Origin of the sequence: Cellulomonas hominis, assembly GCF_901521055.1 — a bacterium.
GTDB lineage: Bacteria > Actinomycetota > Actinomycetes > Actinomycetales > Cellulomonadaceae > Cellulomonas > Cellulomonas endometrii.
This window is the reverse complement of record NZ_CABEGA010000059.1, coordinates 1-26,014: the sequence shown is the minus strand read 5'-3', so window position 1 is coordinate 26,014 and position 26,014 is coordinate 1. Positions and strand designations below refer to the sequence as shown.

Annotated in this window: 27 protein-coding genes and 1 tRNA gene; 19 read left to right on the top strand and 9 right to left on the bottom strand. The window is 75.2% G+C overall.

The features are described 5' to 3' along the window. Nucleotides 1–400: 400 nt before the first annotated feature. From KJP73_RS14995 to KJP73_RS14985, 3 genes are all read left to right on the top strand, one after another. The gene (locus tag KJP73_RS14995; protein ID WP_213283675.1) at nucleotides 401–3,190 is read left to right on the top strand and encodes a DNA polymerase III subunit gamma and tau; all 2,790 of its coding nucleotides are present in this window, start codon (nucleotides 401–403) and stop codon (nucleotides 3,188–3,190) included. Between the two features lie 46 nt (nucleotides 3,191–3,236). Further along, the gene (recR, locus tag KJP73_RS14990) at nucleotides 3,237–3,836 is read left to right on the top strand and encodes a recombination mediator RecR (RefSeq protein ID WP_213283674.1); all 600 of its coding nucleotides are present in this window, start codon (nucleotides 3,237–3,239) and stop codon (nucleotides 3,834–3,836) included. 94 nt (nucleotides 3,837–3,930) lie between these two features. Beyond that, nucleotides 3,931–4,563, top strand: a complete 633-nt coding sequence (locus KJP73_RS14985; protein WP_213283673.1) for a DUF5063 domain-containing protein — start codon at nucleotides 3,931–3,933, stop codon at nucleotides 4,561–4,563. A gap of 118 nt (nucleotides 4,564–4,681) precedes the next feature. On the opposite strand, the gene KJP73_RS14980 is transcribed toward KJP73_RS14985, so the two are convergent. Continuing rightward, nucleotides 4,682–5,107 (bottom strand): organic hydroperoxide resistance protein, encoded by a 426-nt coding sequence (locus KJP73_RS14980; protein WP_213283672.1) that lies wholly within the window; start codon nucleotides 5,105–5,107, stop codon nucleotides 4,682–4,684. Between the two features lie 131 nt (nucleotides 5,108–5,238). Between KJP73_RS14980 and KJP73_RS14975 the strand changes: the two genes are divergently transcribed. From KJP73_RS14975 to KJP73_RS14930, 10 genes are all read left to right on the top strand, one after another. Beyond that, nucleotides 5,239–5,889 carry a TetR/AcrR family transcriptional regulator gene (locus tag KJP73_RS14975; protein WP_213283671.1) on the top strand — a complete coding sequence of 217 codons (651 nt, stop codon included), beginning with the start codon at nucleotides 5,239–5,241 and terminating at the stop codon, nucleotides 5,887–5,889. A gap of 44 nt (nucleotides 5,890–5,933) precedes the next feature. Beyond that, on the top strand, nucleotides 5,934–6,665 hold the full coding sequence (locus KJP73_RS14970) for a TSUP family transporter (protein ID WP_213283679.1): 732 nt from the start codon (nucleotides 5,934–5,936) through the stop codon (nucleotides 6,663–6,665). A gap of 153 nt (nucleotides 6,666–6,818) precedes the next feature. Further along, on the top strand, nucleotides 6,819–8,120 hold the full coding sequence (locus tag KJP73_RS14965; protein ID WP_213283670.1) for an aspartate kinase: 1,302 nt from the start codon (nucleotides 6,819–6,821) through the stop codon (nucleotides 8,118–8,120). After that, nucleotides 8,117–9,187: an aspartate-semialdehyde dehydrogenase gene (locus tag KJP73_RS14960; RefSeq protein ID WP_213283669.1), complete on the top strand. Its 1,071-nt coding sequence runs from the start codon at nucleotides 8,117–8,119 to the stop codon at nucleotides 9,185–9,187. The genes KJP73_RS14965 and KJP73_RS14960 overlap by 4 nt, the downstream gene beginning before the upstream one ends. 138 nt (nucleotides 9,188–9,325) lie before the next feature. Continuing rightward, nucleotides 9,326–9,742, top strand: a complete 417-nt coding sequence (locus KJP73_RS14955) for a GntR family transcriptional regulator (protein ID WP_213283668.1) — start codon at nucleotides 9,326–9,328, stop codon at nucleotides 9,740–9,742. Beyond that, entirely contained in the window at nucleotides 9,739–10,647 is a 909-nt protein-coding gene (locus tag KJP73_RS14950) for an ABC transporter ATP-binding protein (protein ID WP_213283667.1), read from the top strand. Before KJP73_RS14955 ends, KJP73_RS14950 begins: the two co-directional genes overlap by 4 nt. Then, entirely contained in the window at nucleotides 10,644–11,414 is a 771-nt protein-coding gene (locus tag KJP73_RS14945; RefSeq protein ID WP_213283666.1) for a hypothetical protein, read from the top strand. The genes KJP73_RS14950 and KJP73_RS14945 overlap by 4 nt, the downstream gene beginning before the upstream one ends. An 85-nt stretch (nucleotides 11,415–11,499) precedes the next feature. After that, nucleotides 11,500–12,477: an ABC transporter ATP-binding protein gene (locus KJP73_RS14940; RefSeq protein ID WP_213283665.1), complete on the top strand. Its 978-nt coding sequence runs from the start codon at nucleotides 11,500–11,502 to the stop codon at nucleotides 12,475–12,477. Between the two features lies 1 nt (nucleotide 12,478). Then, entirely contained in the window at nucleotides 12,479–13,249 is a 771-nt protein-coding gene (locus KJP73_RS14935; protein ID WP_213283664.1) for an ABC transporter permease, read from the top strand. A gap of 95 nt (nucleotides 13,250–13,344) precedes the next feature. Continuing rightward, on the top strand, nucleotides 13,345–14,469 hold the full coding sequence (locus tag KJP73_RS14930) for a GGDEF domain-containing protein (RefSeq protein WP_213283663.1): 1,125 nt from the start codon (nucleotides 13,345–13,347) through the stop codon (nucleotides 14,467–14,469). Nucleotides 14,470–14,638: 169 nt separating this feature from the next. Here the strand turns inward: KJP73_RS14930 and KJP73_RS14925 are convergent. The 3 genes from KJP73_RS14925 to KJP73_RS14915 form a co-directional block, all read right to left on the bottom strand. After that, nucleotides 14,639–14,712: transfer RNA gene (locus KJP73_RS14925), tRNA-Pro, on the bottom strand. An 89-nt stretch (nucleotides 14,713–14,801) separates the two neighbouring features. Further along, nucleotides 14,802–15,779 carry a metallophosphoesterase gene (locus KJP73_RS14920; protein WP_213283662.1) on the bottom strand — a complete coding sequence of 326 codons (978 nt, stop codon included), beginning with the start codon at nucleotides 15,777–15,779 and terminating at the stop codon, nucleotides 14,802–14,804. Next, nucleotides 15,776–18,196 (bottom strand): transglycosylase domain-containing protein, encoded by a 2,421-nt coding sequence (locus KJP73_RS14915; RefSeq protein ID WP_213283661.1) that lies wholly within the window; start codon nucleotides 18,194–18,196, stop codon nucleotides 15,776–15,778. The genes KJP73_RS14920 and KJP73_RS14915 overlap by 4 nt, the downstream gene beginning before the upstream one ends. A 253-nt stretch (nucleotides 18,197–18,449) precedes the next feature. Here KJP73_RS14915 and KJP73_RS14910 point away from each other — a divergent pair, with 253 nt between their 5' ends. Genes KJP73_RS14910 through KJP73_RS14900 form a run of 3 tightly spaced genes read left to right on the top strand, consistent with a single transcriptional unit; the run spans nucleotide 18,450 to nucleotide 19,407 of the window. Beyond that, nucleotides 18,450–18,743 carry a WhiB family transcriptional regulator gene (locus KJP73_RS14910; RefSeq protein ID WP_213283678.1) on the top strand — a complete coding sequence of 98 codons (294 nt, stop codon included), beginning with the start codon at nucleotides 18,450–18,452 and terminating at the stop codon, nucleotides 18,741–18,743. A 23-nt stretch (nucleotides 18,744–18,766) separates the two neighbouring features. Beyond that, nucleotides 18,767–18,928: a DUF4177 domain-containing protein gene (locus KJP73_RS14905; RefSeq protein WP_203669286.1), complete on the top strand. Its 162-nt coding sequence runs from the start codon at nucleotides 18,767–18,769 to the stop codon at nucleotides 18,926–18,928. Continuing rightward, nucleotides 18,925–19,407, top strand: coding sequence for a RidA family protein (locus KJP73_RS14900; protein WP_213283660.1), 483 nt, complete (start codon nucleotides 18,925–18,927; stop codon nucleotides 19,405–19,407). The genes KJP73_RS14905 and KJP73_RS14900 overlap by 4 nt, the downstream gene beginning before the upstream one ends. 79 nt (nucleotides 19,408–19,486) lie before the next feature. Here KJP73_RS14900 and KJP73_RS14895 read toward each other — a convergent pair whose 3' ends face one another. Then, complete coding sequence (locus KJP73_RS14895; protein WP_249669424.1) at nucleotides 19,487–20,164, bottom strand: Crp/Fnr family transcriptional regulator; 678 nt, start codon at nucleotides 20,162–20,164, stop codon at nucleotides 19,487–19,489. A gap of 50 nt (nucleotides 20,165–20,214) precedes the next feature. Further along, nucleotides 20,215–20,637 carry a hypothetical protein gene (locus KJP73_RS14890; RefSeq protein ID WP_213283659.1) on the bottom strand — a complete coding sequence of 141 codons (423 nt, stop codon included), beginning with the start codon at nucleotides 20,635–20,637 and terminating at the stop codon, nucleotides 20,215–20,217. Nucleotides 20,638–20,795: 158 nt separating this feature from the next. Between KJP73_RS14890 and nth the strand changes: the two genes are divergently transcribed. Then, a complete protein-coding gene (nth, locus tag KJP73_RS14885; protein ID WP_213283658.1) occupies nucleotides 20,796–21,509 on the top strand; it encodes an endonuclease III in 714 nt (237 codons plus the stop codon). Here nth and KJP73_RS14880 read toward each other — a convergent pair. The 3 genes from KJP73_RS14880 to KJP73_RS14870 are packed head-to-tail and all read right to left on the bottom strand — an operon-like array spanning nucleotide 21,506 to nucleotide 24,523. Then, a complete protein-coding gene (locus KJP73_RS14880; RefSeq protein ID WP_213283657.1) occupies nucleotides 21,506–22,429 on the bottom strand; it encodes an alpha/beta fold hydrolase in 924 nt (307 codons plus the stop codon). The two genes, nth and KJP73_RS14880, sit on opposite strands and share 4 nt — an antisense overlap. Nucleotides 22,430–22,439: 10 nt before the next feature. Next, entirely contained in the window at nucleotides 22,440–23,753 is a 1,314-nt protein-coding gene (gene nhaA, locus KJP73_RS14875; protein WP_249669423.1) for a Na+/H+ antiporter NhaA, read from the bottom strand. Nucleotides 23,754–23,782: 29 nt separating this feature from the next. Next, nucleotides 23,783–24,523, bottom strand: a complete 741-nt coding sequence (locus KJP73_RS14870; RefSeq protein ID WP_213283656.1) for a winged helix-turn-helix transcriptional regulator — start codon at nucleotides 24,521–24,523, stop codon at nucleotides 23,783–23,785. A gap of 164 nt (nucleotides 24,524–24,687) precedes the next feature. Here KJP73_RS14870 and KJP73_RS14865 point away from each other — a divergent pair, with 164 nt between their 5' ends. Beyond that, nucleotides 24,688–25,425: a hypothetical protein gene (locus tag KJP73_RS14865; RefSeq protein ID WP_249669422.1), complete on the top strand. Its 738-nt coding sequence runs from the start codon at nucleotides 24,688–24,690 to the stop codon at nucleotides 25,423–25,425. 39 nt (nucleotides 25,426–25,464) lie between these two features. Beyond that, nucleotides 25,465–25,887 carry a thioredoxin family protein gene (locus KJP73_RS14860; RefSeq protein WP_213283654.1) on the top strand — a complete coding sequence of 141 codons (423 nt, stop codon included), beginning with the start codon at nucleotides 25,465–25,467 and terminating at the stop codon, nucleotides 25,885–25,887. Nucleotides 25,888–26,014 lie beyond the last annotated feature (127 nt).

Here is a 26,014-nt window from a genome sequence, read left to right as displayed (position 1 = left end):
GCCCCGCCCCGCCCGCAGGACCACCCCGGTCCCGGGGCGGGGCGCCGGGGCGCGGTGCCGGCCGCGGTGCGCGGGGTCAGGCGGGACAGCGACAGGTGAGCGCGCGGGCGCCGGCCGCGGCGCGCACCGGGCGCGGGCGGTCGGGGGTGCCGGCGTGCTGGCTCACGTCGTGCCGTCTCCTCGTGCAGGGGTCGCCGGACCGGTCGTCCGACGATGCACGGAACCTAGCAGCCGCGTCTCGCCCAATGGAATCCGAGGCCCACGATGTGAGACGCCGTGTCAGGGTGCAGGTCAGGGGCCCCATGTCCGCCCGCGGACCGTCCGCGGCGCGGCGGTGCTCGTCCCCAGGGGCCCGCTCGCGGGGTCCCGGACTGTCAGGCGGCCCCTCTAGAGTTCTGGGGTGACGACAGCCCTGTACCGCCGCTACCGGCCCGAGTCCTTCGCCGAGGTCGTGGGGCAGGACCACGTCACCGCGCCGCTCCGGCAGGCGCTGCGGTCGGGGCAGACCAACCACGCGTACCTGTTCTCCGGCCCCCGCGGCTGCGGCAAGACGACGTCCGCGCGCATCCTCGCCCGCTGCCTGAACTGCGCGCAGGGGCCGACCGACACGCCCTGCGGCACGTGCGCGTCCTGCGTCGAGCTCGCCCGCGGCGGGCCGGGCAGCCTCGACGTGGTGGAGATCGACGCCGCGAGCCACGGCGGCGTGGACGACGCCCGCGACCTGCGCGAGCGCGCGACGTTCGCGCCGGCCCGGGACCGGTACAAGGTGTTCATCCTGGACGAGGCGCACATGGTCTCGCCGCAGGGCTTCAACGCCCTCCTCAAGATCGTCGAGGAGCCGCCGGAGCACGTGAAGTTCATCTTCGCGACCACCGAGCCGGACAAGGTCATCGGCACCATCCGGTCCCGGACCCACCACTACCCGTTCCGGCTCGTGCCGCCGGACGTGATGGTCGACTACCTCGGGACGCTCTGCGACGCGGAGGGCGTGCAGGTCGGCTCCGGCGTGCTGCCGCTCGTCGTGCGGGCCGGCGGCGGGTCCGTGCGCGACTCGCTGTCCGTGCTGGACCAGCTGATCGCCGGCTCCGGGTCGCAGGGCCTCGTCTACGAGGACGCCGTCGCCCTGCTCGGGTACACGCACTCCTCCCTGCTGGACGACCTGGTCGAGGCGGTCGCCGCCCGTGACGGGGCCAGCGCGTTCCGGGTGGTCGAGCGCGTCATCTCCACCGGGCACGAGCCGCGCCGGTTCGTCGAGGACCTCCTGGAGCGGCTCCGCGACCTCATCGTGCTCGCGGCCTCCGGTGACGCCGCGGCGGCGGTGCTGCGCGACGTCCCGGGCGACCAGATGACCCGGATGCAGTCGCAGGCCGCCCACCTCGGCGCCGCGGAGCTGTCCCGGTCGGCCGACCTGGTGAACGCCGCCCTGTCCGAGATGACCGGCGCGACGTCGCCGCGCCTGCACCTCGAGCTGCTGATGGCCCGGCTGCTGCTGCCGGGTCTGGACGACTCCGCCGCCGGGATCGGGGCGCGGGTCGACCGGCTCGAGCGCGAGGGCGTGCGGGTCGCGGGCGGGTCGGGGGTCCCCGCCGCGGCGTTCGCGCCCGCGGCGCCCGTGGAGCGGGTCGCCGTCGTCACGCCCGCCGCCGAGACCGCCGCGCCGGCCGCGACGCCCGGGTCCGCCGCTCCCGAGCCCACGTCGGTCCCGGTGAGCGCGTCCGCACCGGTCGAGCCCGTCGTGCCGGAGGTCGACGAGGTGCCGGACGTCGAGGAGGAGCCCGCGCGCGACGACGAGCCGATGCCGCTCGACGAGCCGACGCCGCTGGACGACGTGGCGACGCCGGACGGGGTCGCCGCCGAGGCCACGCCCGCACCGGCCGACGCGACGCCCGCGCCAAGCCCGGCGGAGCCCGCCGACGCCTGGCCGGCGCCCGTCCTCGAGCGCCCGGCGGCTGCTGAGCGCCGCGTGCCTGCCGAGCGGCCCGTGCCTGCCGAGCGGCCGGTGCCTGCCGAGCGGCCGGTGGCGGTCGAGCGACCGGCCGACGGGCCTGCCGCTCCGGTGCGGCACGACGTCCCCACCGCGGAGCCGGTCGCCTCCGTCGAGCGCCCGGGCGGCACCCCGGGCGGCGGCGACACCGAGGTGCTGCGGCGTCGCTGGCCCGAGGTGCTCGACACCCTCAGCCGGCTGAAGAAGACGACGTGGGTCCTCATCAGCCAGAACGCCCAGGTGGTGGAGCTCGACGCAACCACCCTGAAGCTCGGCTTCGCGGCGCCCGGTCTGGCGTCCGCGTTCCGCGCCGGCTCGCACGCCGACCTCGTGCAGCAGGCCGTGAGCGAGACGCTCGGCTTCACCGTGAAGGTGGAGCCGGTGCTCGCCGGCGCGGGGCCGTCCGGCCAGCAGGGCAGCGGCGCTCCCGGGCCCTCGGGCTCCGGAGCCCCCGCCGGTGGTCCCGCGCGGGGCGGGGGTGCCCCGTCCGCGGCCGAGGCGGCGGCGTCGTGGGACGCACCCGCCGCACCCGCCGCACGCCCGGCGCCCGTGCCGAGCTCGACGGCCGACGCCCAGCGCACCTCGCACGGTGCCCGGCCCGGCGGCGGCGACCGGCCCGACGTCCCGGCCGACGACGACCCCGACGCGGCGGCCCGGTCCGCCGACCCGGGTGCGGGTCCGAGCGGCGTCGACGTCCCCGACCGCCGCCCGCCGCAGCCGTCGTCCGACGGTGCGTCGGCGGAGCGCGAGGCCGCCCGTGCGCAGGGCCCGGGCGCCCGCACCGCTCCCGGTGACCGTGCCGCGGGGGCGCCTGTCGGCCGTACGGCCGCCGACGCACCGCCGAGCGCCCGCCCGGAGCGCGGCGCACCGACCCCGCCCGACGCGGCGCCCGGCTCCGACGACCGCGCCGCCACCCCGCCGCCGCCGTGGGACGTCGACCCCGACGACCCCGGTGCCCCCGAGCCTCCCGCGGACGACTGGGCGCCCGCCCCCCCGAGCGGCGCCGACCGCGTGCGCGCCGCCGCCCGGGCAGCCGCGGCCGGAGGTGCCGGTGCGGCGGCGACCGCCCCGACGCGCCGCTGGTCCGACGACGAGCCGTCCATGGACGACCCCGACATCGGCTCCACCGGCCTGTCCGGCGTGCCGCTGCTCGCGCAGATGCTCAACGCCACCGTGATCGAGGAGCTCGTCGACGAGGGCTTCTGACGCGCGGCGGCCGGTGGGTGTGGGTGCCGGGCCGTAGGGTGGGTGCGTGTATGAAGGCGCGGTCCAGGACCTGATCGACGAGCTCGGGCGGCTGCCCGGCGTCGGTCCCAAGAGCGCGCAGCGGATCGCGTTCCACATCCTCGCGGCCGACCCCACGGACGTGCGGCGGCTCGTGGACGCGTTGACCGAGGTCAAGGCGCGGGTGCGGTTCTGCGTGCAGTGCGGGAACGTCGCCGAGGAGGACCTCTGCCGGATCTGCCGCGACCCGCGGCGCTCGCCGGCGGTGCTGTGCGTCGTCGAGGAGCCGAAGGACGTCGTCGCGATCGAGCGGACCCGCGAGTTCCGCGGCAGGTACCACGTGCTCGGCGGCGCCATCAACCCGATCGCGGGCATCGGTCCCGACGACCTGCGGATCAAGGACCTCATGACCCGCCTCGCGGACGCCACGGTCACGGAGGTGATCCTCGCGACCGACCCGAACGTCGAGGGCGAGGCCACCGCGACCTACCTGGCGCGCCTGCTGGTCCCGATGGGCATCACGATCAGCCGCCTCGCGTCCGGCCTGCCGGTGGGCGGGGACCTGGAGTACGCCGACGAGGTCACCCTCGGCCGCGCGTTCGAGGGCCGGCGCCGCATCAGCGCCTGACGCAGCGGCGGTCCGGCGGGGCGGGACCGTGTCGCCGCCGGTCACGCGCCGGACGCTCGTGTCGGGTGGGCACGGGGCGACCTGATGGAGCACGATGGCGGACGTGACCCGATCTGACGACGTGCGCGTGGCAACCGGAGCGGCCGGGGTCCAGGACCTGGCGCTCGACCCGGAGGCCGCCGACCTGCGTGTCGTCGCCGAGACCGTCGCGCGCGAGTGCCGGGCGTTCCTCACGACCGTCACCGAGGTGGGCGCGGGCACCAACCCGGACGCCGCGATCCCGCTGCTCCTGCTCGCCGTGTCCGACGTGCTCGGCGTCGGCGCGCGCCTCGGCGCCATCGTCGACGTGGTGCCCAGCGAGCGGTACGAGCCGGACGTCGGCCCCGACCCCGACGTCGACCCGCTGCGCGCCGCGCTGGCCGAGGTGCTGGACGGCGTCGACGAGTACGCCGAGGTCGTCGACCCGGTGCTGGGCGCGGAGGTGGCCGGTGCCACGCTGTCCGGCGACCTGGTGTCGATCACGCAGTCGCTGGTCCAGGGGCTGCGGCACTACGACCACGGCCACGTGCTCGAGGCCCTGTGGTGGTGGCAGTTCTCCTACCTGTCGACCTGGGGCGAGCGGGCGTCGAGCGTCCTGCGCACCCTGCAGACCCTGCTCGGCCACCTGCGGCTCGACGTCGACGACGACGTGGCGGCCGAGGCGGAGTACGACGCCCTCCAGCGCTGACCGCCGCCGCCCGGTCGCGCGGACTGCGCCCCTGCGCGGCGAGTGCACCCCCAGGAGAGGGCGCACTCGCCGCTGACGGGCGCACTCGCCGCTGACGGCAGTGGCCCGCGCGGGCCCGTCAGGCGACCGTGGTCTCCAGCGTGACGTCGATGTTGCCCCGGGTGGCGTTGGAGTACGGGCACACCTGGTGCGCCTGCTCCACCAGCTTCTCCGCGGTGGCCTGGTCCACGCCGCCGATCTCGACGTGCAGGGCGGCGCTCAGCGTGTAGCCGCCGGTGCCGTTCGGGAGGATGCCGATGTCCGCGACCACGGCGCTGTCCCGGATCGGGGTCTTGCCGGCCGCGGCGACGCCCTTGAGCGCGGAGTGGAAGCAGGCGGCCCAGCCCGCGGCGAACAGCTGCTCGGGGTTGGTCCCGCCACCCGGGCCGCCCATGGCCGGCGGGACGGCCAGCGTGAGGTCGAGGACGCCGTCGTCGCTGGTGACCTGGCCCCCCGCGCGACCCTCGCCGGTGGACGTGGCAGTGGCGGTGTAGACGGCGCTCATGCGGTGCTCCCGATGTAGACGAACTAGTACGTCTCCCAGTAGACCACCTCGTCCGGGGTCGTGCCAGACTGGCGCCCCGGGCCTCGCGCCCACCCTGCCGATCGACATGCCGCAGCCGGAGGAGGACCGCCATGACGACCACCGCCGCCGGCCCCCGCCCGTCCGCCGTCGCGGACCGCATCCTCGCGGCGGCGTCCCGGCTGTTCTACGCCGACGGCATCCGGGCGGTGAGCGCCGACCGCGTGATCGCCGCGGCCGAGGTCAGCAAGGTGACGTTCTACCGGCACTTCCCGGCGAAGGACGCGCTGGTCGTCGCGTACCTCACCGCGATCGCCGCCGCCGAGCGGGCCGCCCTGGACGCCGCGCGAGCGGAGCACCCCGGAGACCCGGCGGCCGTCCTGCGCGCGTACGCCGACGCGCTCGGGCGGGAGTCCTGCGCCCCCGGGTTCCGGGGCTGCCCGTTCATCAACGCCGCCGCGGAGTACGCGGACGCGGGGCACCCGGTTCGGGCGGTCGTCGCGGAGCACCGCCGGTGGATGGTCGCGACCGCGGCCGGTCTGCTCGCCGAGCTCGGCGTGCCCGACCCGGAGGACACCGCCGAGGAGCTGGTGATCCTGCGTGACGGCGCCATGGTCGCCGGGTACGTCGGCGGCGAGGAGCGGGGCCGGGCGGTCGCGGCGGCGCTGCAGCACGCCGGCGCGGCGATCGTCGCCGCGCACCGGGGCGGCGGCGCGGCGCACCCCACCCCGTCCTCCGGCGCCCCGCGCCCCGCCGACGCGTGACCGTCTCGGGCCTGGAGCTCACGCTCGGCACGGTGGCGCTGCTCATGCTGGCCGGCTTCGCCGCCGGCTGGGTGGACGCGGTGGTCGGCGGCGGCGGGCTGGTCCAGCTCCCCGCGCTGCTGCTGGTCCCCGGGATCAGCCCGGTGCAGGCGCTGGCGACGAACAAGCTCGCGGGCATCCTCGGCACCTCCGTGAGTGCGGCGACCTACTACCGGCGCGTGCAACCGGGCCTGGGGACGGCGGGCCCGATGGCGGTGGCCGCCCTGCTCGGTGCGGCCGGCGGTGCCGCGCTGGCGTCGCTGCTGCCCGAGGACGTGTTCGTGCCGGTGATCCTGGTCGCGCTGGTCGCCGTGGCGGTCTACACCGTGGCGCGCCCCCAGGTGGGCCGGGCGACGCAGCTCCGCTGGGAGGGCCGGACGCACCTGCTCGTGGCGCTCGCGCTCGGCGCCGGCATCGGCTTCTACGACGGGCTGCTCGGGCCCGGCACGGGGTCGTTCCTGGTGATCGCGCTGGTCGGGGTGCTCGGGTACGCGTTCCTCGAGGCGTCGGCGCAGGCCAAGATCGTGAACGCCGCCACCAACCTCGGCGCGCTGGTCGTCTTCACGCTGCAGGGCGCCCCGCTGTGGCGGCTCGGTCTGCTGGTGGGCGTCGCGAACATCGCCGGCGCGTACCTCGGGGCGCGGACGGCGGTGGCCCGGGGCAGCGCGTTCGTCCGCGTCGTGTTCCTGGTCGTCGTGGCGGTGCTCGTCGTGCGGCTGGGCGCCGAGCTGCTGTAGCCCACGGCTGCCGGTCCCGCGGCGCCGGTCCCGCGCCGCCGGTCCCGCGATGCGGGCGTGCCGGAGGGCGGGGGAGCACGGCGTCCTAGACTTCGCCCCGACCCAGCCGGTCGCGCGCCCGCGACCGCACCCCGCACCCGGAAAGTCCCTCTCGTGGCCCTCATCGTGCAGAAGTACGGCGGTTCCTCGGTCGCTGACGCCGACAGCATCAAGCGCGTCGCGAAGCGGATCGCGGAGGCCAAGCGCGCGGGGGACGACGTCGTCGTGGTGGTCTCCGCGATGGGGGACACGACCGACGAGCTCATCGACCTCGCGCAGCAGGTGACGCCGCTGCCGCCGTCGCGCGAGATGGACATCCTGCTGACCGCGGGCGAGCGGATCTCCATGTCGCTGCTCGCGATGGCGATCAGCAACCTGGGCGTCGAGGCGCAGTCGTTCACCGGGCAGCAGGCCGGCGTGATCACCGACGAGGTGCACGGCCGCGCGCGGATCATCGACGTCAGCCCGAGCCGCATCCAGGCCGCCGTCGACGCGGGGGCGGTGGCGATCGTCGCCGGGTTCCAGGGCGTCACGCAGAACACGAACGACGTCACCACGCTCGGCCGCGGCGGCTCGGACACCACCGCCGTGGCGCTGGCGGCGGCCCTGCACGCGGACGTCTGCGAGATCTACACGGACGTCGACGGCGTGTTCACCGCGGACCCGCGCATCGTGCCGTCGGCCCGCAAGATCGACCGGATCAGCTACGACGAGATGCTCGAGATGGCGGCCAGCGGCGCGAAGGTGCTCATGCTGCGCTGCGTCGAGTACGCCCGCCGCTACGGCGTCCCGGTGCACGTGCGCTCGTCGTTCTCGACCCGCACGGGCACGCTGGTGACGGACGCGCCCGGGCCGACGGTCCCCGCCGGTGACGACACACAAGGAGCAGCACTGATGGAGCAGCCGATCATCTCCGGCGTCGCGCACGACCGCAGCGAGGCGAAGATCACGATCGTCGACGTCCCGGACGTGCCCGGCAAGGCCGCGCGCATCTTCCAGGTCGTGGCGGCCGCGGGCGTCAACCTCGACATGATCGTGCAGAACGTGTCGGTCGCCTCGACCGGCCGCACGGACATCTCGTTCACGCTGCCGGCCACGGACGGCGCCGCCGCGACGGCCGCGCTGACGGAGCACCAGCCCGACATCGGCTTCTCCTCGCTCCAGTTCGACGACACGATCGGCAAGCTGTCGCTGATCGGCGCGGGCATGAAGTCGCACCCGGGCGTGTCCGCGAAGCTGTTCGCCGCGCTGTCCGACGCCGGCATCAACATCGAGATGATCTCGACGTCGGAGATCCGCATCTCGGTGGTGACGCGCGCCGACCAGCTCGACGACGCGGTGCGCGCGGTGCACACCGCGTTCGACCTGGACAGCAGCGAGGAGCAGGCCGTGGTCTACGGAGGGACGGGACGATGAGCGAGAACGCACGCAGGGGCCTGCGGGTCGGGGTCGTCGGCGCGACCGGCCAGGTGGGCACCGTCATGCGCCGCCTGCTGGAGGAGCGCGACTTCCCGGTCGAGCAGATCCGGTACTTCGCCTCCGCGCGGTCCGCCGGCACGACGCTGCCGTTCCGCGGTGAGGACGTCGTGGTCGAGGACGCGGCCACCGCCGACCCGACGGGGCTGGACATCGCCCTGTTCTCCGCGGGCGGGGCGACGTCGAAGGTCCAGGCGCCGCGGTTCGCCGCCGCGGGCGTCACCGTCATCGACAACTCGTCGGCCTGGCGGATGGACCCGGACGTCCCGCTCGTCGTGTCCGAGGTGAACCCGGGCGCGCTCGACGACACCCGCAAGGGCATCGTCGCGAACCCGAACTGCACCACCATGGCCGCGATGCCGGCGCTGCGGGCGCTGCACGAGGACGCCGGCCTCCGCCGGCTGGTCGTGTCCACCTACCAGGCGGTGTCCGGCAGCGGGCTCGCGGGCGCGCAGGAGCTCGAGGAGCAGGTCCGGGGCGCCGTCCAGCAGGACACCCTCGGGCTGGTGCACGACGGCAGCGCGGTGACGTTCCCGGAGCCGCAGAAGTACGTCGCGCCGATCGCGTTCAACGTCATCCCTCTCGCCGGCAACCTGGTGGACGACGGCAGCCTGGAGACCGACGAGGAGCAGAAGCTCCGCAACGAGTCCCGCAAGATCCTGGGCATCCCGGACCTGCTGGTCTCGGGCACCTGCGTGCGGGTGCCGGTCTACACGGGCCACTCGCTGTCGATCAACGCGGAGTTCGACCGGCCGATCACCCCGCAGCGCGCCTACGAGGTGCTGGCCGGCGCGCCCGGTGTCCAGCTCGCGGACGTCCCCACGCCGCAGCAGGCCGCGGGTGCGGACCCGTCGCTCGTCGGGCGCATCCGGCAGGACCCGGGCGCCCCGGACGGCCGGGGGCTCGCGCTGTTCATCTCGAACGACAACCTGCGCAAGGGCGCGGCGCTGAACGCCGTGCAGGTGGCCGAGCTGCTGGCCGCGCGTCTGGGTGCCGCCACCGCCTGACGCACGCGCCGCACCGCACGCGAGAGCCCGGGACCCGAGCGGTCCCGGGCTCTCGCGCGTCCGGGGGTTGTGCCGGCCGCCTGCTCTGTGGTTCATTAGTGGAGTAACGAACCACAGAGGCGCAGAGGAGGTCCACCCGTGTTCGACGGCCGGGACCCCATCTACGTGCAGATCGCCGACCAGATCCGTCAGGACGTCCTGCGGGGCGACCTCCAGCCCGAGGAGCAGGTGATGAGCACCACGCAGTACGCCACCACCTTCCGCATCAACCCGGCCACGGCGGCGAAGGCGTTCGCGCAGCTGGTCGACGACGGCATCCTGTACAAGCGGCGGGGCGTCGGGATGTTCGTCGCACCGGGCGCCCGCGACCGGCTGCGGGCCGAGGGGCGGGAGTCGTTCTTCGCCGACACGGTCGACGTCGTGGCCGACCAGGCGCGCGCCCTCGGCATCCCCCTGGAGGACGTCGTCGCGCGGCTGCGGGAGCACGACGCGCGCACCGGCCGCCCGCACGTCGGCCGCCCGCACGCCGCTGAGGCGGACGGGGCGGCGTCGTGACCGCCCTCGGCGTGCAGGTCCGCGACCTCACGGTGCGCTACGGGCACAAGGTGGCCCTCGACGGCGTGGACGTCGACATCCCGGCCGGGTCCATCACCGGCCTGCTCGGTCGCAACGGCTCGGGCAAGACGACCCTCGCGTCGGTGCTCGCGGCGTTCCGCCGGCCGACGTCCGGCACGGTGCGGGTCGGCGGCGAGGAGCCGTGGGAGAACGAGGCGCTGCTGCCGCGCGTGCTGCTCGTCCGCGAGTCGGGCGACGTGCTCGACACCGAGTCGCTCCGGTCGAACCTGCGGTTCACCGAGGACTGCCGCCCGGCGTTCTCGCGCGAGGTCGCCGAGCGGCTGATGGACGCGTTCGAGCTCGACCCGGCCGCCAAGCCGCAGAAGCTGTCCCGGGGCCAGAAGTCGGCCTTCGGCATCGTCCTCGGCATCGCCAGCCGCGCGGACCTGACCATCCTCGACGAGGTGCACCTCGGGCTCGACGCGCCGTCCCGGTACGCGTTCTACGACGCGCTGCTCGAGGACTACGTCGCCCACCCGCGCACGATCGTGCTGTCGAGCCACCTGATCGGAGAGGTGGAGCGGCTGCTCGAGCACGTGGTCGTGCTCGACCGCGGTCGGGTCCTGCTCGCGCAGGACGCGGACGCCCTGCGGGTCACCGGGGTCTCCGTCACCGGCCCCGCCCGTGAGGTCGAGCGGTTCGTCGTCGGCCGCACCGTGCTCGGCCGGCAGCAGCTCGGGGGCACGGCGCAGGCGACCGTGCTCGCCACGCTCGCGGCCGGGGAGGCCGCGGACGCCCGGGCCGCCGGCCTGGAGCTCGGGCCCGTGCCGCTGCAGGACCTGTTCGTGCACCTGACCGCCGACGGGGCCGCCGACGTGGCCCACGAGCTCGGGAGGGCCCGATGAGCGCCACCACCCGCCCGCTGTTCCCCGCACGCGCCGCCGCCCGGCAGGGCCCGGTCGTCCGCACGGCGGCGTCCCTGCTCGTGTGGTTCGGGCAGATCGCGCTCTGGTACTGGGCGATCGTCCTGGTCGTCGTCGTCGCGCTGCCGTTCGTCATCGACTCCGTCGGCGAGGTCGGGACGTCGATCCTGTGGTTCGCCCGGCAGAGCGGCGTCTGGTTCCCGTTCTCCGTGCTGATCGGCGTCGCCATGAGCTACCCGCCGGTGCACGTCGCCAGCGGCATGACCCGGCGCGCCTACGTGCGCGGCGCCCTGGTCGCGGCGTTCTGCCTCGCCGCCGCGTTCGCGCTGCTCATGGCCGGCGGGCTGATGGCCGAGCGCGCCTGGTACGGCGCGATGGGCTGGGAGTGGTCGCTGCAGGACCAGGGCTGGTTCGACCCCGACCTGTCGTTCGGCAGCCTGCTCGTCGCGTACCTGGCGACGTTCGTCGTCGCGTACGTCAGCGGCCTGCTGGTCGGCACGGTGTACGCCTCCGCGGGCGGCTGGTGGGGGACCCTCACCCTGCCGCTCACCGCCGGGCCCTCGCTCCTGATGACGATCCTCGTCGGCAACTCGAACGACTGGGTGCCGTTCTCCCACCTGTTCGGCGGCGACGGCGAGGGCACCCCGCTCGCGCTGGTCCTGACCGTCGCCCTCGTCCTGACGCTGGCCCTCGCCACCGCCTTCTGGCTGATCGCCACCCGCCGGTCCATCGCCCCGCGCCGCGGCTGACACCGCACGTCACTGACCAGCACCGCACCGCCCTGCACCGCACCGCCCTGCTCTGCCACCGCACCGCCAGACAGGAGAGTCCGTCATGCCCTCGGAAGCACCCGTGATCCACGCGGAGCACCTGCAGAAGCGCTACGGCCGCACGGTCGCCGTCGCCGACGTCAGCCTGACGGTCGCGCGCGGCGAGATCGTCGGCGTCCTCGGCCGCAACGGCGCCGGCAAGACCACCACCGTCGAGATGATCGGCGGCCTGCGCGAGCGCGACGGCGGCACGGTCCGCGTCCTCGGGCTCGACCCGGACGGGTCCGCGCACGACCGTGCCGCACTGCGCGAGCGCGTCGGCCTGCAGCTGCAGGAGTCCGCGCTGCCGGCCCGGATCACCGTCCGCGAGGCCGTCGAGGAGTACGCCGCGTTCTACGACGACCCGGCCGACCCCGACGAACTGCTCCGCGACCTGGGGCTGGCCGAGAAGGCCGGCACCCGGTACGCGGCGCTGTCCGGCGGACAGAAGCAGCGGCTGTCGATCGCGCTGGCCCTGGTCGGCAACCCCGAGCTGGCGATCCTCGATGAGCTGACGACCGGGCTCGACCCCCAGGCGCGCCGGGACACGTGGGAGGTGATCGAGCGGGTGCGGCGGCGCGGCGTCACCGTCGTGCTGGTCACGCACTTCATGGAGGAGGCCGAGCGCCTCTGCGACCGGGTGGTGCTGGTCGACGCGGGCCGGGTGGTCGCGGAGGGCACGCCGGCCGAGGTCGCGGCGCTCGTCGGCGCCGAGCAGACGCTGGCGTTCCGGCCGTCCGCGCCCGTCGCCGCCGCGCACCTGGGCGCGCTGGGCAGCGTCGCGGCGGTCGAGCAGCACGACGACGGCACGGTGCACGTGCGCGGGACGGGCAACGTCGTCCAGGACGTCATGGTCGCGCTCGCGTCCGCCGGCGTCCGGCCGGACGACCTGCGCGTCACCCGCAGCACCCTGGAGGACGCGTTCGTCCGCCTCACCGGCACGGAGCCCGGCTCCGGCGCCGGCGTCCCCGCTCCGCAGCCCACGACCCGCGTGGAGGCCTGACATGTCCGCGACCAGCCCCCGGGTGCTCGCCCGGGTCACCGCCGTCGAGGGGCGGCTCGCCCTGCGCGACCCGTCCAACGTCTTCTTCGCCGTCCTGTTCCCGGCCGTCCTGCTGGCGGTGCTGGGCCTGGCGATGCCGTGGGGGTCGACGCCGTTCGACGACAACGACCCGCTGCTGTCGCAGATCAACGGCATCACGGGGTACACCCCGGTGGTGCTCACGCTGGCGGTCGGCACCGTCGCCCTGTCGTCGTACCCGATCATCATCGCCACCTACCGGGGGCAGGGCGTGCTGCGCCGGCTGTCCACCACCCCGCTGCCGCCGTCCCGGCTGCTCGTCGCGCAGATCCTGGTGCACGTGGCGGCGCTGCTCGTGGCGGCCGTGCTCGCGGTCGCCGTCGGGATGCTCGTGGTGGACGTGACCGCGCCAGAGGACCCCGGCGTCGTCCTGCTGGCGTTCCTGCTCGCCGCGACGTCGACGTTCGGCGTGGGGTCGCTCATCGCCGCCCGGGCGCCGACGGCCGGCGCCGCGACGGGCATCGGGATGACGACCTACTTCGTGTCGCTGTTCTTCGCGGGGGTGTGGCTGCCGCTGCCGATCATGCCCGACGTGGTGCAGGAGATCGCGGCCTGGACCCCGCTCGGGGCCGGCTCGCAGGCGATGCTCGACGGCTGGGTCGGGGCGGGCGTCCCGACGCGGGAGCTCCTCGTGATGGCCGCCTGGACCGTGGTGCTCGTCCCGCTGGCGGCAAGGATCTTCCGCTGGCGGTGACCCCCGACCCGCCGGACCTGAGGGAACGGCGAAGGTTCGGTGGAAATCTCAACGATCTCCTCCAGGGTGGGCCACCCCGGGCCGATGGGTGCGGGGTGACCCCCACGCCGCCGGACGACCCCCGCGCGCGCGACCGCGCCCACGAGGCGCCGGTCGTCGTGCGGCTGATGGAGCACATCCCGGCCCGGTTCCGCGTCGGGGGGAACGCCGCCGCGGTGGGTCGGCTGCTCCTGCTGTTCTGCGGGGCCGTGGTGCTGGTCGGCGCCCTGCTGCTCGGGGTCGACCAGCACGGGCTGCGGGTGCTCGCCGGCACGTCCGCCGCGATGCTCGTCGCCGTCGGGCTCAGCCTGCTCGTGCCGTGGGCGCGCGGGTCCGCGGCCACCGTCGCGTTCCCCGTGGTGGTGCTCGTGGCCCTCGGCGGGCTCGGGCTGACGACGTCGGGCGTGGCCGGGTCGTTCGCCGGCCTCATCCCGCTGTGCTTCGTCTACCTCGGGCTGTTCCACCCCGGTCGCGTCGCGGTCGCCGTGCTGCCGCTCGCCCTCGCCGCGTACGTCTCGATGGTGAGCGTCCTGGACAGCAGCGCGCTCGTCCGGCTCTCCGTCTACGCCGTCACCTGGTGGGCCGTCGCGCAGTCCCTGGCCCTGGCCACGGAGTACCAGCGGGACCTGGCCCGGCGCCTGCGGTCCGACGCCCGGACGGACGCCCTCACGTCGCTGGCCAACCGGCGCGACCTGGACGAGCGGCTCACCGCCGCGCTGCCCGGCGACTGCCTGGTCATCGCCGACCTGGACCACTTCAAGTGCGTGAACGACACCCAGGGCCACGTCGCGGGCGACGCGGTGCTCGAGCGGTTCGGCCACCACCTCGACCAGCACCTGCGTCGCCGGGACTACGCGGCCCGGTACGGCGGCGAGGAGTTCGTGCTGATCCTGCCGCGCACCGAGCCGGTGCAGGCGATGAACATGCTCCGCGCGCTGCGCACCGAGTGGGCGGAGGAGGGCACCGGCGTCACGTTCTCCGCCGGCATCGCGCTCATCACCGAGGAGACCCCGCCGGGGAGCGCGCTGGCCGCCGCCGACATCGCCCTGTACCGCGCGAAGCAGGCCGGCCGGGACCGGTTCCGGATCGCGACCGAGGCGCTGGGCGCGCGCCGCCGTCCGACGGAGGCGCCGGCCGAGGGCGCCCCGGGCGGCGCGGTCGAGCAGCACCCGGTCCGCTGAGGGCCGCCGCCCACCCGGTTCCCCGGGGTGGACGGTTCCGACGGACACGCCCACGGCGTGTCGGGCCGGACGCTCCGCTCGACGGGCTGGTGCGGTGACCCTGCGGGAACCACGAAGGCCCGGACCGTGTGGTCCGGGCCTTCGTCGATGTCCTGCCTGACATCACCGGTCGGGGTGGCGGGATTCGAACCCACGACCTCCTCGTCCCGAACGAGGCGCGCTACCAAGCTGCGCCACACCCCGGTGAAGCCCGCCCAGCATAGCCGAGGTCGGCGGGTGGTCGGTAACCGGGACCGCCGACGCGGGGGCGAGTGTGAGCAGCGTCGCGCGGGTCAGGCCGCCACGAGGGTCAGCAGCGTCGCCTCGGGCCGGCAGGCGAACCGCACCGGCGCGTACGGCGACGTGCCCAGGCCAGCGCACACGTGCAGCCAGGTCGAGCCGGCGCCGCCGCGGGCGTCGGGCCGGGCGCCCGGCCACCCGTGCAGCCCCTTCGCGCGGCCGCGGTCCAGGTCGCAGTTCGTCACCAGCGCGCCGTAGCCGGGAACGGCGAGCTGCCCGCCGTGCGTGTGCCCCGCGAGGATCAGGTCGACGTCGTCGGCGTGCATCGCGTCCAGCACCCGGCGGTACGGGGCGTGCGTGACGCCGAGGTGCAGGTCGACGTCGCTGCGGTCCACGCGCGCCACCCCGGAGTCGTCCACGACGGGCGCGGGCCGGACGTCGCCGGGACCCCCGGCGGCCGGGAACCGGTCGCGGTCGAGGTGCGCGTCGTCGGTGCCGACCAGCGAGATGCGCCGGCCGCCGGCCTTCACCTCGCCGCGGGCGTTCGTGAGGTCCACCCAGCCGGCGGACGTGAACCGCCGGCCGAGCTCCCGCCACGGCAGCGGGGCCGGCGGCGCCTGCGGGGTCGTGCGCGCGTCCGGCAGCAGGTACCGGGCGGGGTTCTTCGGGGACGGTGCGACGAAGTCGTTGGAGCCCCACACGAACGCGCCGGGCGTCGACAGGTGCGGCTCCAGGGCGTGCAGGAGCGCGGGCATGGCGTCCAGGTGGGCCCAGTTGTCGCCGGTGTCCACGACCAGGTCGGGCTCCAGGGACGCGAGGTCGCGGACCCAGTCCACCTTGCGGTGCTGCCCGGGCGTCAGGTGCAGGTCCGACAGGTGCAGCACGCGCAGGGGGTCCTGCCCGTGCGGCAGCACCGGGACGGTCACCTCACGCAGGGCGTACCAGCGGGACTCGATCAGCGTGCCCCACGCGAGGGCGCCCGCGCCGGCGAGCGCCGTGGCGCCGAGGACGCGGGCGACCGGGTGGCTCATGGCTGGCCCTGGCCGTTCCCCTGGCCGTTGCCCTGCCCGTTGCCGCCGCCCTGTCCGCCGTCACCGCCCGGCTGGCCGGCGGGGGGCGCGGGCTGGCCGTTGGAGAGCGTGAGCGTGATCGTCGTGCCCGCCGGTGCCGCGCCCGACGGGCTCTGGCTGACGACGGAGCCCGCCGTCACGTCGGAGTTCGTCGTGCCACCCACGGTGACCTGGAAGCCGGCGGCCTGCAGCGTCTGCGTCGCGGTCGCCTGGTCCTGCCCCGCCACCGACGGGATCGGCACGGCCTTGCCGAACTTCGCGTCGTTGTTCGGCTCGGTGAAGCCGGGGTTCGGCTGGCCGTCGGCGAGCGCCTGGTCCATGAACCGCTTCCACGTCTCGCCGGCGATCGTCGCGCCGAAGACGTTCCGGTGGTACTGCCCGTTGATCGTGATGCGCTGCATCGGCGTGAAGGAGTCGGGGAAGCCGACCCACACGGCGGACACGAGGCGCGGTGTGTAGCCGACGAACCAGGTCTGCTCGTTCTCGCTGGTCGTGCCGGTCTTGCCCGACGCGGTGTAGCCCTGCGGGGCGCCCACGCTCTTGGCGGTGCCGTTCCAGACGTCGCTGAGCGCGTAGTTCATCGCGTTCGCGACGTTCGGGTCCAGCGCCTGCGTGCAGCCGGCGTCGGGGATCGGGAGGTCCTCGCCGTTGGCGTTCTTCACGTTGGTGATGGCGATCGGCTTGCAGTACACGCCGCCCGAGGCGAACGCGGCGTACGCGCCGGCGAGCATCAGGGGGGTGGTGGAGTCCGAGCCGAGGACGGAGGAGGGCTTGGCGCCGAACGGCTGGCCCTCGACCCCGCTCGGGGACTGCACGACCCCGAGGGCGGCGGCGCCGTCCATGATGGCGCAGAGGTCCAGCTGCATCGCCATGGACAGGTAGGCGAGGTTCACGGACTGCCGCGTGGCGTCCATGATCGTCATGTTGCCGGCGCCGCCCTCCGAGTTCCCGACCTTCCAGGTCTGGCTCGGGTACCGCTCGCCGCACGCCGTGAACTGGTTCGTGTTGAGGGTGCGCTCGGTGCCGTTCACGCGCTCGTTGAGGCTGTGCCCCTGCTTCAGCCACTCCAGCAGGGTGAACGGCTTGAACGTCGAGCCCGGCGCGAAGCCGCCCGAGCCGCCGTACGAGTACGACGTGTTGTAGTTGACCGCGTTGTCGCGGCCCGTGGCATCGGCGCTGTTGTTGAAGTTGCGGTTCTGCGCCATGGCCTTGATCTGGCCGGTTCCGGGCTGGACCACGGAGATCGCGGACCCCACCCCGGAGCCGTCGTCGACCGGGACGCCGGCCTTGACCTCGGTGTCCGCCTCGGTCTGCAGGCGCGGGTCGAGCGTCGTGGTGATCGTCAGGCCGCCGCGGAACAGCAGGTCCTCGCGCTCCTCGGGCGTCGCTCCGAAGGCGGGGTCGTTGCGGATCACGCGGGTGACGTAGTCGCAGAAGTACCCGGAGCCGGCCACGACGGCACCGGCCGCCATGCAGCCGCTCTGCGCCTCGTTCACGCGCAGGGTGGCCGGCAGCGGCGTGGCGATGCCCGCGTCGTACTCCTCCTGCGTGATGAAGCCCTGGGCGCGCATGAGGCCGAGCACGATGTCGCGGCGGCCCTGGGAGTCCTCCGGGTACTTGACCGGGTCGAACGCCGTCGGGCTCTGGGTGATGCCGGCGATGGTGGCGGCCTCGAGGTAGGTGAGCTCGGCGGCCGGCTTGCTGAAGTAGCGCTGCGCGGCGGACTCCACGCCGTACGTCGCCACGCCGAACTGCGCGATGTTGAGGTAGTTCTCGAGGATCTGGTCCTTCGTCAGCTCCTTCTCGAGCGCGATGGCCAGCTTCGCCTCGCGGAGCTTGCGGGCGTAGCCCTCGGCTCCCCGCGCCTCGCGGGCCGCCTGGACCCCGGCGAGGTCGTTCTCCCGCATCGCCGTCTCGATCAGCACGTTCTTCACGTACTGCTGCGTCAGCGTGGACGCGCCCTGCTGGTCGCCCGCGAAGTTCTGCACCGCGGCGCGCAGCATGCCCATGGGGTCGATGCCGCCGTGCTGGTAGAACCGCTTGTCCTCCGTCGCGATGACGGCGTTCTGCATCGGGACCGACACCTGCTCCAGCGACACCACCTCGCGGTTCTCCGCGAAGAAGGTCGCGAGCACGGTGCCGTCGGCGGCCAGCAGCGTGGACTTCTCCGACAGCGACTTGCGGTCGAGCTGGCTCGGCAGGTCCTCGAACGCCTCGATGCTGAGGTCGGTCGCGGTGTTGGCCGCGGCGACCGTGGGCATGACCAGTCCGGCGGTGAGGAGACCGCCGACGCCGGCGGTCAGCACGAAGGCGAGCAGCAGCGCCAGCGCCTGCACGACGGTGACCTGCCGCCCGCGCGGCGAGGGGGTGGGAGCCATGACCAGCAGGGTACGGGAGCGCCCGCGGAGCCCGCGGGTCGTCCACAGGGCCCGCAGGGACCTGCACCGTACCTGCACATGCCCCGGCGCGCGGTCCGGTTGCCCGAGACAACCCGAATGGAGGATGCCCCGGGACGAAACGACCCGGTACGGTCGCCGGGCAGGGGGACTGCCGAACGGTCCGACGTCGCACGCGCGGCGCCGGCCACGTCGCTGTCCCGTGATCAGGGGGACACGAGGTGGTGGCATGACGATGACAGGCCTGGACGGGCACTGGACGGCGCGCGCAGCGTGCGGCGCCGGCAAGATCGCGCCGGACGCGCTGTTCGTCGAGGGAGCCGCCCAGCGGGACGCCCGCTCGGTGTGCCAGTCGTGCGTCGTGCGGCTGGAGTGCCTCGCGGACGCGCTCGACTCCCGCACGGACTTCGGCGTCTGGGGCGGGATGACGGAGCGCGAGCGCCGTGCGCTGCGCCGGCGGCGCCCCGAGGTCGAGTCCTGGCGCGACGAGCTCGTGCTCGCCGAGGCCGAGCAGGCCGTCGCGACCTGAGCGCCCCCGGCTAGGGTGGCGCCATGGCCACCACCACGTGGGAGTACGCGACCGTCCCCCTCATCGTCCACGCGACCAAGGCGATCCTCGACCAGTGGGGTCAGGACGGCTGGGAGCTCGTCCAGGTGCTGCAGTCCGAGACCGGGCTCGTCGCCTACCTCAAGCGCCCGACGGGCGAGCGGTGAGCGGCCGCGTCCTCGACCGCCTGGCCGGGCTCGGCATCGAGCTGCCGCAGGTCGCCGCGCCCGTCGCCGCGTACGTGCCGGCCGTCCGGACCGGCAGCTACGTCTACACGTCCGGCCAGCTGCCGTTCGTCGCGGGCGAGCTGCCCGCGACGGGCAAGGTCGGCACCGGGCCCGGGCAGGTCTCCGCGGAGACCGCAACGGAGCTGGCCCGCACCGCGGCGCTGAACGCCGTCGCCGCTGTGGCGGCCCTGATCGGGGACCTCGACCGGGTCGCGCGCGTCGTGAAGGTCGTCGGCTTCGTCGCGAGCGACCCGGGCTTCACGGGCCAGCCGGGCGTCATCAACGGCGCCAGCACGCTGCTGCACGAGGTGTTCGGCGAGGCCGGCGTGCACGCGCGCTCGGCGGTCGGCGTCGCGGTGCTGCCGCTCGACTCGCCGGTCGAGGTCGAGATCGTCGTGGAGCTGACGCCGGAGGCCTGAGCAGGCCCGCGCAGAGCGACGGCCCGTCCGCGTCCCCTCGGGGAGCGGGCGGGCCGTCGTCGTCGTCGTGTCGCGCAGATCAGCGGGCGCGGCGCTCCAGGCGCTCGAGGTCGAGCAGCACGATCGCGCGGCCCTCGCGGCGGACCCACCCGCGGGCGGCGAAGTCGGCGAGCGCCTTGTTCACCGTCTCGCGGCTGGCTCCGACGAGCTGCGCGAGCTCCTCCTGCGTGAGGTCGTGCGCGACGCGGACGCCCTCGTCGGTCTGCTGGCCGAACCGGTGCGACAGGTCGAGCAGCGCCTTGGCGACGCGCCCCGGGACGTCCGAGAACACCAGGTCCGCGAGGGCGTCGTTCGTGCGCCGCAGCCGGCGGCCGAGCGCGCCGAGCAGGTGCTTGGCGACGGTCGGGTTCTGCTCCAGCCACGGGATCAGGTCGTGGTGGCCGAGCTCCAGCACCACGGCGTCGGCGAGGCCCGTGGCCGTCGCGGTGCGCGGGCCGGGGTCGAACAGGGAGAGCTCGCCGAACATCTCGCCGGGGCCGAGCACCGCGAGCAGGTTCTCGCGCCCGTCGGTGGACCGGCGGCCGAGCTTGATCTTGCCGGAGCGGATCACGTACAGGCGGTCGCCCGGCTCGCCCTCGTGGAACAGCACCTCGCCGCGGGCCACGTGCAGCGGCGTCATCGACGCGAGCAGCGTCCGCGACGCCTCGGGGTCCATGTTCGCGAACAGGGGCGCCGTGAGCACGACGTCGTCCTCCACGGGAGGAACCTCACCTTCTGACCGGGATGTGACGTCCTCAGTCTGCCTCATCACGCGCGGGCAGGACCGCGGAGCGCCTCGACCCCGCCCTCGGTCACGTCGCGCGCGAGCTGCACGATGTACCGGTCGGTGAGGTCGCGCAGCGCGTTCTCCAGCCGCATCTCGTACCGGGCGAGCCGCGTGTCCAGGTCGCGCAGGCGCGGCAGCTCGTGCACCTCGGCGATCGGCAGGGCCCCGCGGACGGCGGCCGCGAGCTCCGCGGCGGGCGGGACGTCGCCGGCGGAGGCGCCCAGCACGTCCCGCACGTCGGGGCAGGCGCCCGGGGCCAGCGGCGGTGCCGCCGCGGCGACGGCCAGCTCCAGGCGGTTGCGGACGAGGCGCCGCCAGCGGACGACGTGCTGGTGCTCGAGCCGCAGGGCGCCGCGCTGGCGGCGCAGGTCGACGATCTCGGCAGCCGGGCCGGCCAGGGTCATGCGGTCCGCCGCTTCTCTCGTCGGCCCGCTGGGCTGCGGGCGCTTCCTGGTAGTCGTTCGACGCGCGACGGTGCCGACTTGAGCAGTTGGTCATGTGATCCAGTTCGCGTCACCCTCCGGGAGGACGCCGGTTCGCCCGGGCGACCTACGCTGGGCCGATGACCTCGCGGCAGCTCCCCGGCCGGCCCCGCCCGGAGACGGCGCTGGTGCGGCGCGCGCGCCGGGTGAACCGGGCCCTGGCGCTGCGCTGGCCGGACGCGCGGTGCGAGCTGGACTTCCGGACGCCGCTGGAGCTGCTGGTCGCGACCGTGCTGTCGGCGCAGACCACCGACGTGCGCGTGAACCAGGTGACGCCCGCGCTGTTCGCCCGGTACCCGGACGCCGCCGCCTACGCCACGGCCGACCCCGAGGAGCTGGAGGACCTGATCCGGCCGACCGGGTTCTTCCGCGCGAAGGCGCGGTCGCTGCAGGGACTCGGCAGCGCGCTGGTCGAGCGGTTCGACGGCGAGGTCCCCCCGCGGCTCGAGGACCTGGTCACGCTGCCCGGCGTCGGGCGCAAGACGGCGAACGTCGTGCTCGGCGACGCGTTCGGCATCCCCGGGATCACGGTCGACACGCACGTCGGGCGGCTGGCGCGGCGCCTGGGCTGGACGACCGAGGAGGACCCGGTCAAGGTCGAGCAGGACATCGCGGCCCTGATCCCGCGGGCGGAGTGGACGCTGCTGAGCCACCGGCTGATCTTCCACGGGCGGCGCACCTGCCACGCCCGCAAGCCGGACTGCGCGACCTGCCCGATCACCCGGGACTGCCCGTCGGCGCTGGTGCGCGTCGGCGTCCCGCCGGTGCCGGCGGCCCCTGCCGACGAGGGCTAGCCGAGCTCGCGCAGCCAGTCGCGCAGCAGGGCGGTGACGCGCACCGGCTCCTCCTCGGGCAGGTAGTGCCCCGCGCCCGACAGCATCTCGAACCGGTACTGGTTGCCGAGCTGCCGGCCGACCGGGCCGTCCGCCATCGCCCGCCCGACGGAGTAGCAGCCGTCCGACCCGCCGTGCACCTGCAGGGTCGGCACGGCGGTCGCGGCCTTGAGCGCCTGCGCGTAGCGGCGCCCGTCGGCGCGCGGGCCGGAGCGGTACAGCCACCGGACCTGCTCGAGGGCGGAGTGCGCGGCGAACGGGACGAGCGCGGCGCGGCGGTACAGGGCCAGCGCGGCCGGGTCCGGCCAGCGGGCGCCGCCCCACTCGCGCAGCAGCCGGGCGACCAGGTCGCCGTGGGTCATCGACCGCTCCGGCAGGTACGGCATCTGGATCGCGGCCATCCGGCGGGCGGCGCGGGACCGCAGCCCCGAGCGCGGGTCCGCACGGCGGAGCAGCGGGTGCGGGGAGGACAGCACCGCGATGCCGCGGGTGAGGTCGGGGTGGTAGGCGGGCATCGCCCAGGCGACGTCACCGCCCCCGACCCCGTGCCCGACGACGACCGCCCGGTCGCAGCCGAGCGAGCGGACGACGCCGGCGACGTCGCGGGTGAGGGTGGGCACGTCGTAGCCGATCGGCGGCTTGTCCGAGCCGCCGGTGCCGCGCAGGTCCATCGCCACCACGCGGTAGCCGTCCTCGGCGATGGCGGGCAGCTGGTGCCGCCACGCCCACCACAGCTCGGGCAGGCCGTGCAGCAGCACCACGAGGGGCGCGTCCCGGTCGTCGGGTCCGGCGACGGCGACGTGGAACCGTGCACCGTTCGCCGGGACGAAGTGGTGCCGCCACGGGCCGTCGAGCAGCAGGGCGGAGGAGTCGACGGTCATCGAGGCGAACCTACCGCGTCAGGGCCCGCTCCCGGTGCTGCCTGTCCCGCAGCGCGAGCGCGACCCCGCCCAGGACGGCCGCGGTGGTGGACGCGAGGAGGATCGCGACCTTGAGGTGCTCGTCGTGGGCGCTGCCCGCGCCGAACGCGAGCTCGCCGATCAGCAGCGAGACCGTGAACCCGATGCCCGCGAGCAGCCCGACGGCCGCGATGTCCCGCCAGTGCAGGTCGGGCGCGAGCGTGGCGCGCGTGAACCGGGCGACGAGCCAGGTCGCGGCGAGGATGCCGAGCGGCTTGCCGACGACGAGCCCGAGCGCGACGCCCTGCGCCACCGGGTCCCCGACCGCGGCGGCGAGCGCCTCCCCGGACAGCGTCACACCGGCGGCGAACAGGGCGAACACGGGCACCGCGAAGCCCGCGGACACGGGGCGCCACCGGTGCTCGAGCCGCTCGGCGACGCTCTCGCGCTCCCCGGCGCGGGCGACGGCGGGTGCGGTGAGGCCGAGCAGCACCCCGGCGATCGTGGCGTGCACCCCGGAGGCGTGCATCAGCGCCCAGGCGCCGGCGGCGAGCACCAGCAGGGCCGCGTGCCCCGCGACCCCCGGCCGGCGCGCCCGCACGAGCACGGCGAACAGCGCGACGGCCACCAGGGAGGCACCGAGCCAGACCAGGTGCAGGCCGTCGGTGTAGAACACCGCGATCACGATGATCCCGAGCAGGTCGTCGACCACGGCCAGCGTGAGCAGGAACGCCCGCAGCGACGACGGCAGGCTCCGGCCGACGACGGACAGGACCGCCACCGCGAAGGCGATGTCCGTGGCCGTCGGGACCGCCCACCCCGCGGGAGCGCCGTCCGCGGCGACGACGTTGACCAGCAGGTACAGCAGCGCGGGCACGGCCATGCCTCCGATCGCCGCCACCACCGGGACGACCGCCGTGCGGATCTCCCGGAGCTCGCCGGTGACGATCTCCCGCTTCAGCTCGACGCCGACCACGAAGAAGAAGATCGCCAGCAGGCCGTCGGTCGCCCAGCCGGCGACGCTGAGGTCGAGGTGCAGCGCGGCCGGGCCGATCACCGTCTCCGACACGGCGGTGTAGGACGCGGCCCAGGGCGAGTTCGCCCAGACCAGCGCGACGACCGTGCCGATCAGCAGCAGGATCCCGCCGGTCCGCTCGCCGCGGAGGGTGTCCAGGAGGTTGCGCTCGCCGCCCGGGGTCAGGGCGTCGAACAGGCGGCGCGGGGCGCCGGGAGGTGTGGGGGCGGTGCGGGTCACGGGGCTGCTCCCGGGGTCGACGACGAGGACGCCGACCAGACTTCCCGGCACACCGCTGACGATCCTAGGCGAGCACCGCCTCAGACGTCGGCCGCGACCTCGGTCGGGGAGGACGCACCCGAACCGGCGGCGTCGCCGGAGCGGCGGTCCTTCGGCGGGTCGAAGCGGTAGCCCACGTTGCGCACGGTGCCGATCAGCTGCTCGTGCTCGGGGCCGAGCTTGGCGCGCAGGCGGCGGACGTGGACGTCGACCGTCCGGGTGCCCCCGTAGTAGTCGTAGCCCCAGACCTCCTGGAGCAGCTGCGCGCGGGTGAACACGCGTCCCGGGTGCTGGACCAGGTACTTGAGGAGCTCGAACTCCTTGTACGTGAGGTCGAGCGGACGGCCCCGCAGGCGGGCGGTGTACCCGCCGGCGTCGATCATCAGCTCGCCGGACGAGATCTCCTGCGGCGCGTCGTCGTACTGCGAGGAGGCCGCGCGCTCGATCACGAGGCGGAACCGGGTCTCGACCTCGGCCGGCGTGGCGTTCTCCAGCACGATGTCGTCGGCGCCCCACTCCGCGGTGACGACCGTCAATCCGCCCTCGGTGAGCACGAGCACCAGCGGGACCGTCAGGCCCGTCGCGCGCAGCAGCCGGCAGGTGGTCCGCGCGGTCACCAGGTCGCGTCGCGCGTCGAGCACCACGATGTCGGCGTCCGGGGCGTCGACCAGGGCCGACGGCTCGACCGGGAGCACGCGCACCCGGTGCGACAGCAGCCCGAGCGCCGGGAGCACCTGGGACGAACCGCCGGACGCGGGTGTGAGCAGCAGCAGATCGGCCACGCAGCGACCCTCCTCCCCGTCCGAATTGGGGGACACGGTACCGCGTGGATGTGACGGGGGGTGTCGCGCGCCACCGCGGCCGGCCGCGGGACCGGTCGGCCACGATGCCGGGCGGCCCCCGGGGGTCTGAGAGGATGGCGCCCGTGCCTGCGTCGAATAGAGCCGTGACCACGGCGGTCCTGGCGACGCTCGTCGCCGTCGCCGGCGTGCTGGGCGGCGTGTCCGTCGCGGGGCGGGACGGGGTCGTCCTGGCCGCGCTGCTCGTCGTCCTCTCCCTGGTCTTCGCCCTGGGGTGGCCCCTGGTCGCCGGCCTGCCCGCGCGGGTGCACAGCGCCGCCGTCGTGGGGCTGGCCGGGATCGCGGCCGTCGCGGTCGTGCACGTGACGACGGCGGAGCCGCTGCTGGGCGACGTGCCGGCGGTCTTCGCCGGGGCGGTCCTCGCGTCGTTCGTCGCGGAGCTCGCCCGGCGGGACGGACGGGAACGCCTCGTCGAGTCCGTCGCGGGCACCGTCTCCGGTGCGCTGGTGCCGGTCTGCGCGGCCGGCTGGCTGGCCGCCGAGCGCACCGCCGCCGGCGACGCGGTCGTCGTCACGGGCGCCGTGGCGCTCGCGGTCGGGTCCGCCGTCACCGCGCTGCCGCTGCGGAGCTGGGCGGCCGCGGGTGCGACCGTCGGCGCCGCCGTCGCCGGGGGGCTCGTCGCGGGCGCCGCGCTGCCGGCCGTCGGCGTCGTGTCCGGCGTGCTGCTCGGCGCGGCCGTCGGCATCCTCGTCGCGGCGGGCGACGTGCTGTTCGACCGGATGCCGGTCCTGGAACGTCGTCTCGCGGGCTGGGCGGTGGCTGTCCTGCCCGTGGCCGTGACCGGCATCCTCGTCTACGTCGTCGGACGCGTGCTGGTGGGCTGAGGCCCGCGCGTCCCGCCGGACCGACCACGGGTGGAGGACATGGAGCTGCGCGTGCTGCTCGTCCTCGCCGTGCTCGCGGTCGCCGTGGCCGCCGGGCTCGCGTGGCGCGCCCGCGACGGCCGGTACGTCCCCGTCGCCGACGCCGAGCGGCTCACCGCGCAGGACGTGGGCGCGACGCTGGGCCGCACCGCCACCTTCGTGCAGCTCTCCGCCGAGGTCTGCGCCCCCTGCCGGCGGACCGCCGCGGCGCTCGGCGCCCTCGCGGGGGAGCGGCCGGACCTCGTGCACGTCGAGCTGCCCGTCGAGCAGCGGATGGACCTCGTGCGGCGGTTCGACGTGCTCCGCACCCCGACGGTCCTCGTGCTGGACGCCGCCGGGACCGTCCGGGGCCGGCTGGCGGGCGGGACGACCCGCGCGCAGGCGCTCGACGCGCTGGAGCGGTGTCCGGTCGCCGCGCGCTGACCACCGCCCCGCCGCACCGCCGCCCGCCGGGCGGGCCTCAAGCGGCGCACGGAAGCCGGCCGGGCGGGGGGTCCGGGGCCGGGGGGCCCGTCCGTGCCCGGGCCGGCGCCGCCCCCGCCCCCCCCCC